We start from the raw sequence: 12,374 nt of genomic DNA on the forward strand, positions 1-12,374 counted from the left end.
ATCATTCAGTACGCAGTTTGAAGCGTTGCAGCTTGCCGGTTTCGGTGCGCGGCAAGGCGTCGAGAAACTTGATCGAGCGCGGATATTTGTACGGCGCGATCTGCTGCTTGACGAACTCCTGCAGCTGCGCCGCCAGTTCCGGCGTGGCCGCGTAACCGGCGCGCAGCACCACGTGCGCTTCAACGATCTGCCCGCGCTCCTGATCGGTCTTGCCGATCACGCCGCATTCCGCCACGGCCGGATGGCGCAGCAGCACCTCCTCCACCTCCGGCCCGGCGATGTTGTAGCCGGCCGAGATGATCATGTCATCGGTGCGCGAACGGTAGTAGAAATAGCCGTCGGCGTCCATTTCGTAGGCGTCGCCGGTCAGGTTCCAGCCGTTCAGCACATAGTCGCTCTGACGCTCGTCGGCCAGGTAGCGGCAGCCGGTCGGACCCTTCACCGCCAACCGCCCGATCACGCCGGGGCCAACCGGATTACCGTCCCAGTCCAGGATGCAGGCCTGATAGCCCGGCACCGGCTTGCCGGTGGCGCCGGGGCGCGCCTGGTCCCCGGACGAGGAAATAAAAATGTGCAGCAGCTCCGTCGCGCCGATGCCGTCGATCATCCGCAAGCCGGTGGCCTGATGCCAGCTGTCGCGGGTGGCCGGCGGCAGCGCTTCACCGGCCGACACGGTCTTCTGCAAACTGGAAAGGTCGAACTGCGACGCCAGCGCCGCCATCTGCCGGTAGGAAGTGGGCGCGGTAAAACATATCGTCGCGCGGTGCGTCTCGATGGCCTTGAGCAGCGTTTCAGGCGTCAGCTTCTCCAGCAGCACCGCCGTCGCGCCGACCCGCAACGGGAACAGCAGCAACCCGCCAAGGCCGAAGGTAAAAGCCAGCGGCGGCGTGCCGATGAAGATGTCGCCGCGCCGCGTTTGCAGCACCGAGCGTGGAAAGCAATCGCAGATCACCATCACGTCGCGGTGGAAGTGCATGGTGCCCTTGGGGATGCCGGTGGTGCCCGAGGTGAAGCTGATCAGGCAGACATCGTCCGCCGACGTATCGACCGCATCGAAGTCCGCCGGCTGCGCCGGCAGCAAGGCTTCCAGTTCGCTGAACCACAAAGTGTTGGCGCGCGCCGCCGCCGGCTGCTCCGCCGATTCCATCTCGTCACGCAGGTTGTCGGCGCACAGCACCGCGTTCACTTGCGCCTTGGCGGCGATGGCGCCCAGCTCGCGCGCGCGCAGCAGCGGCATGGTGGGCACGGCGATCAGCCCAGCCTTGATCACCGCCAGGATGCAGGCGGCCATCATCGGGCTGTTGGCGCCGCGCAGCAGCACGCGGTTGCCCGTCTCCAGCGCCATCGGCCCGCGCAGCACATGGGCGATGCGGTCGACCTGCCGCCGCAACTGGGCGTAGGTCCATTGCTCTTGCGCGCCGCGCACGGCCACCTGCTCCGGCGCGCCGCCGTCCAGCAGCATGGCCACGCAGTTGAGGCGTTGCGGGTATCGCAGTTCGGGCAGGTCGAAGCACAGCTCCGGCCATTGTTCGCGCGGCGGCAAATGCTGGCGTGCGAAATGGTCGGCGTAGGCGCTGGTTGCGAGGGGCTGGTTCATGATCGCCTTGAGGTTGGAAGTCGAGAGGTATCCACGGCATCGCAGATACTTTAAACTTAAACTATCTCAACATCAAGTGCTGATTGGGCTTAGCTGGCACATTGGCGCGCCTTGGCCGCCTGGTGCACCACCGCGCGGATCACGTCCGCCAGCACGGCTTGCACCGCGTCGTTGGTCAGGGCGCCCGGCGCCAAGCGCTTCAGCGCGGCGGCCGAGCCGTTCAGGCCCAGTGTGATGCAGCCGGCATGCAGGCGGTCGATGCGCACCTGCGCGTCCTGCTGCTCGCCCTTGGCCAGCAGCGTTTCGAGATCGGCGGCGGCGGCGGTCAGCTGGTTCTGGAAACCGCTCAGGTAGACCAGCAGGCGCTCGCCGTTGATGCCGAGGCGGCGCAGCGTCTCGGCCGGCGTCTCGGCCAGGTAATCTTGGCCGCCGGCCGCCTGGCCGAGAAAGTCCGTCAGATGCACGCGCACCTGCTCCGCGTGAAACGGTTTGACGATGTAGCCCGCCGCGCCGGCCACGGTGGCTTCCTGCACGGTGTCCTTGTCATTCGCCGATGTCACCAGCACGAACGGCATGCCGGCGACTTCCGCATGGCTTTTCACGCGCTGCAGCAACTCCATGCCGGACAGGCGCGGCATGCGCAAATCGCAGAAGCAGATCGCCGGCCGCAGGCCAGCCTCCAGCTGCGACCAGGCGTCGGCGCCATCTTCGGCTTCGATGATTTCAAAACTGCCACAGCTATCGATCAAGTGCATCAGCACCATGCGTGAGACGACATCGTCGTCCACTACCAGAACTTTCATTTGGTTCCCTGTGTCGCGTGTTGTGATGATATTACATCAATAACAGCCGCTTGCGAGGTACGGAACAAGATAAAGCCGCCTTACTGCGTGCCAGGCGTCGCCAACAGGCGGCGCAGCTGCGCCATGGCCGATTCCACCTGCGCCCAGTTGCCCTGATCCGCCTCCAGTTCGAGGTCGCCGCACAGGGCCTGCAACTCCTGCTCCTCCAGATAGCCGGCGCTGCCCTTCAGGCCATGCAGCAGGCGGCCGGCGGCCTCGCTGTCACGCATCGCCAGCGCGTCCTCCAGCTCCATCAGCCGCAGCGGCGCGTCCTGATTGAAGACGCTGCGCAGGCGCGCCCGCAGGTCGCTGGCACCGCTGTGCTGCGCCAGGCGCGAGGTCTCCAGCGCCGCCGGGGCCACGCCGAACATCGCGTCCAGCTCCGGCGTGCCCTGGGCCGGATGGTGACGAGGCTGCATGCGCGGCAGGCGGAAACCGCGCTGCAACTGACGCTCAATGGCACGGCTTAACTGAAAGTGCAGTTTATCCTCGTCGATCGGCTTGGTGAGGAAGTCGTCCATACCGGCCGCCAGGTAGCGGCTGCGGTCTTCCTCGCTGGCGTTGGCGGTCAGCGCGATGATCATCAGCTCCTGGTCGCGCACCGGCGCCTCGTCCGGACCGCCGGAGCGGATCAGGCGCGTGGCGGTGGCGCCGTCCATTTCCGGCATGCGGCCGTCCATCAGGATCAGGTCATAACGCGTCAGCGCGCAGGCCTTGACCGCCAGCGCGCCGTTGGCGGCGATATCAACCTTGTGTCCGAGGTCCTCCAGCATCATGCGGATGATGATCTGGTTGGTCGGGAAGTCCTCGGCGCACAGCACCTTGAGCTGATGGCTGTGCGGCTCGCGCGGCACATGCGGCACCATCGGCGGCGGCACGCCGTTCGGCAGCGGCAGCTCGAACACGAAGGTGCTACCCTGGCCGGGCGTACTGACGGCATTGATGGTGCCGCCCATCAGCGCCACCAGCTGCCGGCAGATCGCCAGTCCCAGGCCGGTGCCGCCGTAGCGGCGCGTGGTCGAGGCGTCAGCCTGCTCGAACTGCTCAAACAGGCGCGGGATGGCGTCCGCCTCGATGCCGATGCCCGTGTCGGAAACGCTGAAGCGGATGCGGTTGTCCTCCCCGTCATCCGGCACGCGCTCGACGCGCATCTTGACCATGCCCTGCTGGGTAAACTTGAAGGCGTTGCCCACCAGGTTGACCAGCACCTGGCGCAGGCGCGTCGGATCGCCGACCACGAACTGCGGCAGGCCGTCGCCGAATTCCAGCGTGAAGCCGACACTGTGCGCGGCCGCCTGCTCCTCGAACAGGCTGACCACATTCTCCACCGCCGACGCCAGCGAGAAGTCGATGTTTTCAATCGACAGCTTGCCCGCCTCGATCTTGGAAAAGTCCAGCAGGTCGTTGATGATCGACAGCAGCGACTGCGCATTGGCCTGCGCGCGCAGCATCTGCTCACGGGTGCCGGCAGCCAGCTGCACGTCGCGCAGCGCGAAGCCCAGCATGCCGATCACGCCGGCCAGCGGGGTGCGCATCTCGTGGCTCATATTGGCCAGGAATTCGGATTTCTGGCGGGTGGCATCTTCCGCCTTTTTCTTGGCGTAGCGCAGCTGGTCGCGCGTCTGGCGCAGCGTTTGCAGCGTCTCTTCCAGCTCCTGGTAGGCGCGCGCGTTTTCCAGACCGGCGGCGGCGTGCGAGGCCAGCGTTTGCAGCATGTCCAGGTGGACGCGCTGGTAACTGTTCTTGTCCCGGCTTTGCACGCTGAGCAGGCCAACCACCTTGTCGCCGGCGATCAGCGGCGCGTACATCATCGACTGCGCCGGCAGCGGCAAGACGCCATCTTCGCGCACGCAGGGCACCAGCGATTCCAGGCCCGAGTCGTCCATGTAGTCGCGGTACTCCTTATGGAAGTCGTTGATCAGGATAGGCTGGCGGTGCGTCAGGCACCATACCGCCAGCTGGTTGGGCTGGTCCAGCCGGCGCTGATACGGCAAGGAGCGCACCCCGGCCTCGATCGCGAACGGGAAGTCGATCACGCCCTCTTTCTGGTGCACGAAGCCGATGCCGAAGATCTGCGCGTTCATCAGGTGGTTGACGTGGCGGTACAGCGTCTGCATCGTGGTTTCCACGTTGAGCGACGCGCTCATCTCGCGTCCCAGTTCACTCAGCACGGAGATATTGCGGTGCGCCTGCTCCACTTCCTCCTTCTGCAGTTCGGTGTCGATGCGGCGCTGTTCGGCCCCGGCGCGCTGTGCCTCCGCTTCCACTCGACGGCGTTCCAGCTCATGCTTCTGCTGCTGCAGCTGCTGGTTCTTGTACTCGATTTCGGCGGTGCGCGAGCCGACCAGCTTTTCCAGCCGCAGTTGCTGGTGCCGCAGGCTGCGCACGCGCGCGTGGTAGGCGGCGTAGCCACCGCCCAGCGCCAGCAGGCCAAGCAGCGTGCGGAACCACCAGGTTTTCCATACCGGCGGCCGGATGGTGATTTCCAGTGTGGCCGGGTTATCGTTCCAAACGCCGTCCTTGTTGGCCGCCTTCACGCGGAACAGGTACTTGCCGGCGTCCAGATTGGTGTAGGTGGCAAAGCGCTTGGTGGCGTCGGTGACCACCCAGTCCTGGTCAAAGCCTTGCAGCTGATAGGCGAAGCGGTTATGCTGCGGCGCCGCGTAATGCAGCGCCGCGAACTCCAGCGAGAACACCGAATCGGATTCCAGCAGCGTCAGCGCGGCGGTGTGCTCGATGGCGGTTTTCAGTACGCCCGGATGGTCGCCCCGTCCCGGCTTGAGCGACTTGCTGAAAATCTGAAAATCGGTGATTACCACCGGCGGCGCCACGCTGTTCTCGCGCACCTCGGCCGGTGAAAAGACGGTGATGCCGTTAAAGCCGCCGAAGTACAGCGTGCCGTCCTGCGCGCGCAGCGCGGCGCCGTCGAAATATGCGCCCTCGATGGTGCCGTCGGCGCCGCCGTAGTTGCGCACCTTGCCCGTGTCCGGATTGAGGCGCGACAGGCCGCTATTGGTGCTCAGCCAAAGATTGCCCGCCTCGTCCGGCAGGATCGAGGCGATGGCGTCGTCGTCGATGCCGTCCTGGCGCAGGTAGCGGCGGAAATGCACACCACCGTCGGCGTCGACCTCCATCTTGTTCAGGCCCGCCGCCGTGCCGACCCAGATGGCGCCGCGCGCGTCTTCATACAGATAGTGCACCTCGTCGTGACTAAGGCTGCGCGGGTCGGCGGGGTTGCGGCGGAAGTGGCGGAACTTGCCGGTCTTGCGGTCCAGCAGATCGAGGCCGTTGAAGGTGCCGATCCACAGCCGCCCCTTGCGGTCTTCCAGTATCGGCCGCACCACGTTGTCGGACAGGCTGCCGATATCGGCCGGGTCGTGGCGGAAGGTGCGCGTCTCCAGCGTCCTCGGATCAAGCCGATGCAGGCCGCCGCGCGAGGCGATCCACAGGATGCCGGCGCTGTCCTGCACGATGTTGCGGATGGTGTCGCTGGCCGGGTCGCCGCGCACGAAGGACAGCGCGCGTATCGCGCCGGTGGCCGGGTTCAGGTGATTGACGCCGGCCGTTCCGCCGATCCACAGGTTGCCGTTCTTCTCGCGCCACAGCGCGGTCACCTGGTCGTCGCTGATGCTGTTGGTCTGGCGCGGATCGTGGCGCCATATCTTGCTGGCGCCGGTGGCCGGGTCGTACAGATTCAAACCGGCGCTGCTGCCCAGCCACAGCTTGCCGCGGCCATCGGCGACGATGGCGCGTATCTTGTTGTCCGACAGAGAGTCCACCTGGTCGGCCTGGCGCACGATGCGCGCGAAGCCGCCGCTGCCCATGTCGACACGGCTGACACCATCGTTCCAGGTGCCGACCCAGAAAGTGCCGACGCGATCACGGAACAGCGAGGAGATCTGATTGTCCGCCACGCTGTGGGCATCGCTGACCTGATGCCGATACGGCACCAGCCGCCCTGCCGACGGCAGCCAGCGGAACAAGCCATCGGCCAGCGAGCCTGCCCACAGATTGGACTCGGCGTCCTCATACAAGGCCGTGATGCTGACGCCGGACGGCAGCCCCTCACGCTCGCCGAAGCGATGGCGCCGCGGCTCGGCGCCCAGCTGGCGCCATTGTTCCAGGCCGCCCTGCGTGCCCACCCACAGCGTCTGCGCGCGATCGACCTGCAAGGCGATCACCGAATTGAACTTGCTGTCGCCGCTGGCGTCCACCGCGAAATGCTGGAAGCGCGTGCCGCCCGGCGGCAGCATATCCACACCGGCGGCGGTGCCCACCCACAGGCGACCGGCGACATCGCGCGCCAGCGCGTTGACATGATCGTTGATCAGGCTTCCGGCGTCGGACGGGTCGTGATACCAGCTGGTGAAGCGCTTGGCGGCCGGGTCAAAGTGATGCAGGCCATCGGCGGTGGCCACCCACAGGCCACCTTTGCCGTCATCCTCGATCGCCCGCACGTGACGGTTGCCGTTGCCGCGCTGCGCCGACTCGCGTGGCAGGAAGTGGGTGAAGGTTTTGCTGGCCGAGTCGTAGCGATCCAGGCCGCCGTCGGTGCCTATCCACAGCTGGCCGAACGGATCGAGGTGCAGCACGCGCACCCAGTTGTCCACCAGGCTATGCGGATCGGCGACGGCGCTTTTGTAGTTGATGGTGCGGTAGCCGTCGAAGCGCGTCAGGCCGGCCTGCGTGCCGAGCCAGATGAAGCCCTGCTGGTCCTGCGCGATGGCCAGCACGGTTTCCTGCGCCAGGCCATGCTCCACACTGAGCTGCTCGAAACGCAGGGTGCGCGGCGGCACGGCGGCACCGGCCATGGCTCCCCACAGCAGCAGGACCGGTCCCAGCAAAAGCAGCAGGCGGCGAAGGACTTTAAAACAGCACATGCATCAGGATTCAAAGAAGGCCAGCACATCGCTCCTGCGCGCCAGGGTATCGCGCTGGCCGAGACGTATCAACTCGCAGGTATAGGTGGATTCAAACAGCAGGTAGGAGGCCAGCGCGGCGCCGCGCGCCTCGGTCGCGCCGATGCCCGACAACATGGTGCGAATCGGCGCCGGCAGGCTGGCGATGTGACGTGTGGCGATATCGTCCAGCCGTTCGGACGGCGCGATCACCAGCAGCTTCACCGGCTTGAGCGGGGTTTGCTCCAGCAGTTCGGGCGGCAGCATGGACAAGGTACGGTTGATGCGCTCCAGGCGTTCGATATCGACCGCCAGGCCATCGAGGAAAATCGACGACAGCGCGTGGCCGGCGATCTGCGCCAGACTCGGATAGCGCGCCGCGTTCTTTTCGGCGACGCTGCGCGCCGGCTCGGTCAAACGTCCGGCGCCCACCACCAGCACCTTGCTGGCGCCCAGGTGGATGGCCGGCGAGATCGGCGCCAGCTGGCGCATCGAACCATCGCCGCAGTATTCGCGGTGGCCGCCCATGTACAGCGGCGTGGCCGGGAAGATGAACGGAATCGCCGACGACGCCAGCAAATGCTCGACGCCGATCTGGTCCTGCAGAGCCACGCGCTGCATGCGCACCCAGGGCGCGATGTCGGCGGCGGTCTGGTAGAACGTCAGGTGGTTGCCGGCGGTGTAGGACGAGGCGGTGACGGCCAGCGCATGCAGCAGACCTTCGGACAGCACATTGTCCAGCCGTGGCAGGTCCAGCATGCGGTGCAACAGGCCGACCAGCGGCGTATTGTCGAGCAACGACGCCGGCGGCGTGGCGCGCCATTTGCGCAGCAGCCAACCGAAGGAGAGCAGCGACAGCCAGCGCGCGCCGGAGCGGATCACGCCCAGCGAATCGGCGCGGTAGACTTGTTCGACCTCGATGTTCTGCCAGACGTCGAGCAGCTTTTGCACGCCCTCGCCGAAGTTATCGGCGCGACAAGCCAGCGCCGTGGCGTTGATCGCGCCGGCCGAAGTGCCGCAGATGATGTCAAACGGATTGCGCGCCGGCGGCCAGCCCTCTTCCCACAAGATCTCCGATATCGCCTGCAGCACACCGACCTGGTAGGCGGCGCGCGCGCCGCCCCCGGTCAGGATCAAGCCTGTTTTCTTTTGTAGTCCCATCTTGCAAGGTTAGCAGGGTCTACGCCGTTTGGGGAGCCTAATCCCCCAAAACGATGCCTTCGCGCCGCGGATCGGCGCCGCCGAACCACTGCTGCTGGCCATTGACGGTGCGGCGCTGAATGCCCTGCAAACCGGAGTTCTGATCGTATTCGCGGATATCGTGGCCGCGCGCCTTCAGCTCAGCCACCACGGCGCGGCTGACACGGCCCGCTTCCAGCTCGGTCGGGCCATTGCGGCTGCCGATATTGGGCAGGCTGATGGCCTGCTGCACATCCAGGCCCCAGTCCAGCGTGCCGACCAACACCTTGGCCACGTAGTTGATGATGGCCGAGCCGCCCGGCGAACCGGTGGCCAGCACCAGTTGGTGCGTGCCCTTGTCGAACACCAGCGTCGGCGACATGGCGCTGCGCGGACGCTTACCCGGCTGGACGCGGTTGGCGATCGGGCCGTTTTCATCGCGCGAGTCGAAGGAGAAGTCGGTCAGTTGGTTATTCAGCATGAAACCATCGACCATCTGACGCGCGCCGAAGGCGTCTTCCACCGAGGTGGTCATCGACAGGCCGCCACCAAAGGCGTCCACCGCCACCAGGTGCGAGGTGGAAGGCTTGTCGATGGCGGTGTCGGCCCCCCAAGCCACCTGCATGGTGTCCGGCGTGCCGTAGTTGGCGCGGCCCATCGACTGCTCGCCGATCAGCGCCGCGCGCTGTTTCAGGTAGCCCTTGTCCAGCATGGCGCTGACGCCTTTGCCGGGCAGCGGCACAAAGTCGGTGTCGGCGACGTAGCGGTTGCGGTCCGCGTAGGCCAGGCGACCGGCCTCGGTGAACAGGTGGATGCCCTCGGCCGTCAGTTGGCCGTTGACCGGCTTGTAAGGGCTGATGTCCTTGTTCTCCAGGATGCCCAGCATCTGCGCGATGGCGATGCCACCCGACGATGGCGGCGGCGCGCCGCACACGGTCCAGCGCTTGTAGTCGCTGCAGATCGGCGCGCGCTCCCTGGCCTGGTAGCCGGCGATATCGGCGGCGGTCAGCTTGCCCGGATTGGTCGGGTGCGAAGCCACTTTCGCCGCGATGTCCTTGGCGATGCGGCCCTGGTAGAAGGCGTCGGCGCCGCCGTCGGCGATCTCGCGCAGCGTCTGTGCCAGTTCGGGGTTCTTCATGATGTAGCCGACCTGGCGCGGCTTGCCGTCGGCGTCATAGAAGTAGGCGCGGGCGACCGGATCGCGCGCCAGGAATTTATCGTTGGAGATCAGCGCGTTCAGGCGCGGGCTGACGGCAAAGCCGTTCTGCGCCAGTTGGATCGCCGGCTGGAACAGGGTTTTCCACGGCAGCTTGCCGTGCTGCCGGTGCGCCAGTTCCAGCATGCGCAGCACGCCGGGCGCGCCGGTCGAGCGGCCGCCGACCACGCCGACCGCGCGTGAGACCGGCTTGCCGTCGGCGTCCTGGAACAGGTGTTCATCGGCGGCGGCGGGCGCGGTTTCGCGGCCGTCGTAGGATTGCACACGCTTGCCGTCGGCGTACATCAGGAAGGCGCCGCCGCCGATGCCGGACGATTGCGGCTCGACCAGCGTCAGCACCATCTGCATGGCGATGGCCGCGTCGATCGCCGCGCCGCCCTGCTTCAGCATCTGATAGCCGGCTTGGGTGGCCAGCGGATTGGCGGCGGCCACCATGAATTTTTGCGAGGACTTGCCGGCTTTCTCAGCGTAGCCGGTGGCGATTTCCGGCGCGGCGTCCGGCGTGGCGCGTTGCGCGTAAGCGGGCGCCTGCAAGGCGCCGAGGATGGCGACACTCAGCGCCAGAGTCTTCAAACGATTCATGTACTCTCCCAAACAGATCATCTGGCATCGTACACGAAATCGTTTAAACCGTTTTAGCGGGCCAGCGTGAAGGCGCCTGCGCCGATCAGCAGCAGGCCGAAGACTTTCATCGGCGTCAGGCTTTCCTGCAGCACCAAGGTGCCGACCAGCGTCACCATCACGATGGTCACGGCGGTCATGAAGGGATAGGCGATGCTGATCGCCAGCTTCTCCAGCGCGAAGGCGTAGCAAACGAAGCCCAGCACATAGGCGCCGCCGGCGCCGCCCAGCCAGGCCAGGCGCTCAATGGTGATGCCGGTGCTGGCGTGGCTGGACATCTTGATCAGGAAAGTGGCGGCGGCGCTGGCGACGGCGGCCAACACCAGCCAGAAATAGCCGAGTGTTGTAGGATTCATGGCGGCGATTATACAGGGGCCAGCCCCCTCCAAGGCCGCCGGCGCCGCTACTTCGGTTGCATGCGAATGGCGCCGTCGAGGCGAATGGTTTCGCCGTTCAGCATCGGGTTCTCGATGATGGCTTTGGCCAGCAGCGCGTATTCATCCGGCCGGCCCAGGCGCGGCGGGAACGGCACCATGGCGCCCAGCGCGTCCCGCACCTCCTGCGGCATCCCCATCAACATCGGCGTTTCGAAGATGCCGGGGGCGATGGTCATCACGCGGATGGCGTTGCGCGACAGGTCGCGCGCCATCGGCAAGGTCATGCCGGCGACGGCGGCTTTGGACGAGGCGTAGGCGGCCTGGCCGATCTGGCCGTCGAACGCCGCCACCGAGGCGGTGTTGATGATGACACCGCGTTCGCCGGTGTCCAGCGCGGCGTTTTTGCTCATGGCGTCGGCGGCCAAGCGGGCCATGTTGAAGGTGCCAACCAGGTTGATCATCACCACTTTCTGGAACAAGTCCAGCGCATGCGGGCCATCCTTGCCGACCGTTTTGGCGGCCGGTGCCACACCAGCGCAGTTGACGATGCCGCGCAGCGTGCCTTGCGCCAGCGCCGCGTCGATCACGGACTTGCCGTCGGCTTCCGAGGTGACATCGCACCGCACGAAGACGCCCTTGAGTTCCGCTGCCAGTTGCTGGCCGGCCTCCGCCTGCACGTCGGCCAGCACCACCTTGCCGCCCTGCCCCGCCAGCATCCGCGCCGTCGCCGCGCCCAACCCCGACGCGCCGCCGGTGATGATAAATACGCTGTCCTGAATCTGCATGTCTGCCTCCTTCTTATTGACGTTTACGTAAACGTAAACATTGTAGCGAATTTCGCTGACGACGATAAGAAAAACCGGCCTGGCATAGAGCGCGCATACTGCATCTCGGGTCGTCGCTATCGCAATCTGGAGCCGTCCGGATTGCGGCGTTGGTAGACCTCATCGATAAATGCGACATCTGTGTCGTTCGGGAAGATGATGGCGAAACGCTTCATCCGTCGGGGCGAAGAGGTCATGGACGGCGTTATCGGCTCCGTCAAAAACTGAAATATTTTTTAATTACGGTTCTTTTCCAAGCCCACTCCCAGCCGTTTCAGGTCATTTAGTATGATAGATGCTGATAACACGCCCGTCTCGTTTGGCTATAACCGCAGTAGCCACGCCACCGCCCCAACCTGTTGGAACGCTACCAGTGACCGTCCACCGGCCATTCTTAAGGACCGCTTGATAAGGTTTTCCCGCCGCAATCTCTTTCTCACCATAGACCGGAGTCCAAATTGCAATCGCTATTGCGATGGCAGTCCGCGCATCGGGGACCATGCCATCCTTGGGCAGAAAACCGGGCATTTTTGCAGTTTCCTTCAACGCGTCAGAACCTGTGGCCACCGATACATAGACCGTCGCCGGTAGCGAGCGACTATAAACTGCCATTCAAGAGGCGCTGAACCATGCTTTCGGCGCCGATCAATCATCGGGCGCTTGCTGCGTCTTTAATGGCTGCCGCGTTTTTCTGGACGCATCGACAATCAGCAGGTGCTTGTCGACAGCGCCGGATTTTTGCTGCTTGACCACCAGTACGGCGACCGGTCGGTTGTCGTGGACGGCACGTGGCGCTTTCGGTGCGAGCATGGATTTCCCC

The 12,374-nt window shown here is 65.4% G+C and carries 11 protein-coding genes; all 11 read right to left on the minus strand.

Going from position 1 to position 12,374, the window contains the following annotated elements; translation table 11 throughout:
• Position 1: 1 nt before the first annotated feature.
• On the minus strand, positions 2-1,597 hold the full coding sequence (locus tag GTP44_RS18860) for an AMP-binding protein (protein ID WP_161020636.1): 1,596 nt from the start codon (positions 1,595-1,597) through the stop codon (positions 2-4).
• An 89-nt stretch (positions 1,598-1,686) separates the two neighbouring features.
• The gene (locus GTP44_RS18865) at positions 1,687-2,400 is read right to left on the minus strand and encodes a response regulator (protein WP_161020637.1); all 714 of its coding nucleotides are present in this window, start codon (positions 2,398-2,400) and stop codon (positions 1,687-1,689) included.
• An 80-nt stretch (positions 2,401-2,480) separates the two neighbouring features.
• Positions 2,481-7,250 (minus strand): two-component regulator propeller domain-containing protein, encoded by a 4,770-nt coding sequence (locus tag GTP44_RS18870; protein WP_229256978.1) that lies wholly within the window; start codon positions 7,248-7,250, stop codon positions 2,481-2,483.
• A gap of 72 nt (positions 7,251-7,322) precedes the next feature.
• Entirely contained in the window at positions 7,323-8,498 is a 1,176-nt protein-coding gene (locus GTP44_RS18875) for a patatin-like phospholipase family protein (protein WP_161020639.1), read from the minus strand.
• A gap of 37 nt (positions 8,499-8,535) precedes the next feature.
• Complete coding sequence (gene ggt, locus GTP44_RS18880; protein WP_161020640.1) at positions 8,536-10,314, minus strand: gamma-glutamyltransferase; 1,779 nt, start codon at positions 10,312-10,314, stop codon at positions 8,536-8,538.
• Positions 10,315-10,367: 53 nt separating this feature from the next.
• Positions 10,368-10,709 (minus strand): SMR family transporter, encoded by a 342-nt coding sequence (locus GTP44_RS18885; RefSeq protein WP_161020641.1) that lies wholly within the window; start codon positions 10,707-10,709, stop codon positions 10,368-10,370.
• 47 nt (positions 10,710-10,756) lie between these two features.
• Complete coding sequence (locus GTP44_RS18890; protein ID WP_161020642.1) at positions 10,757-11,515, minus strand: 3-hydroxyacyl-CoA dehydrogenase; 759 nt, start codon at positions 11,513-11,515, stop codon at positions 10,757-10,759.
• 116 nt (positions 11,516-11,631) lie between these two features.
• A complete protein-coding gene (locus GTP44_RS28490) occupies positions 11,632-11,712 on the minus strand; it encodes a hypothetical protein (protein ID WP_503826640.1) in 81 nt (26 codons plus the stop codon).
• Positions 11,675-11,785, minus strand: coding sequence for a hypothetical protein (locus GTP44_RS28495; RefSeq protein WP_503826601.1), 111 nt, complete (start codon positions 11,783-11,785; stop codon positions 11,675-11,677). The genes GTP44_RS28490 and GTP44_RS28495 overlap by 38 nt, the downstream gene beginning before the upstream one ends.
• Before the next feature lie 48 nt (positions 11,786-11,833).
• Complete coding sequence (locus GTP44_RS18895) at positions 11,834-12,166, minus strand: NTF2 fold immunity protein (protein WP_161020643.1); 333 nt, start codon at positions 12,164-12,166, stop codon at positions 11,834-11,836.
• A gap of 33 nt (positions 12,167-12,199) precedes the next feature.
• The gene (locus GTP44_RS27235) at positions 12,200-12,364 is read right to left on the minus strand and encodes a hypothetical protein (RefSeq protein ID WP_202412879.1); all 165 of its coding nucleotides are present in this window, start codon (positions 12,362-12,364) and stop codon (positions 12,200-12,202) included.
• Positions 12,365-12,374 lie beyond the last annotated feature (10 nt).

The organism is Duganella lactea (genome assembly GCF_009857505.1).
Taxonomy (GTDB): Bacteria; Pseudomonadota; Gammaproteobacteria; order Burkholderiales; family Burkholderiaceae_D; genus Rugamonas; species Rugamonas lactea.

Excerpts from the sequence above, each read along its gene's own strand:
- GTP44_RS18860 (WP_161020636.1), bottom strand. The coding sequence starts at position 1,597 with ATGAACCAGCCCCTCGCAACCAGCGCCTACGCCGACCATTTCGCACGC.
- GTP44_RS18865 (WP_161020637.1), bottom strand. The coding sequence starts at position 2,400 with ATGAAAGTTCTGGTAGTGGACGACGATGTCGTCTCACGCATGGTGCTG.
- GTP44_RS18870 (WP_229256978.1), bottom strand. The coding sequence starts at position 7,250 with ATGGCCGGTGCCGCCGTGCCGCCGCGCACCCTGCGTTTCGAGCAGCTC.
- GTP44_RS18875 (WP_161020639.1), bottom strand. The coding sequence starts at position 8,498 with ATGGGACTACAAAAGAAAACAGGCTTGATCCTGACCGGGGGCGGCGCG.
- ggt (WP_161020640.1), bottom strand. The coding sequence starts at position 10,314 with ATGAATCGTTTGAAGACTCTGGCGCTGAGTGTCGCCATCCTCGGCGCC.
- GTP44_RS18885 (WP_161020641.1), bottom strand. The coding sequence starts at position 10,709 with ATGAATCCTACAACACTCGGCTATTTCTGGCTGGTGTTGGCCGCCGTC.
- GTP44_RS18890 (WP_161020642.1), bottom strand. The coding sequence starts at position 11,515 with ATGCAGATTCAGGACAGCGTATTTATCATCACCGGCGGCGCGTCGGGG.
- GTP44_RS18895 (WP_161020643.1), bottom strand. The coding sequence starts at position 12,166 with ATGGCAGTTTATAGTCGCTCGCTACCGGCGACGGTCTATGTATCGGTG.
- GTP44_RS27235 (WP_202412879.1), bottom strand. The coding sequence starts at position 12,364 with ATGCTCGCACCGAAAGCGCCACGTGCCGTCCACGACAACCGACCGGTC.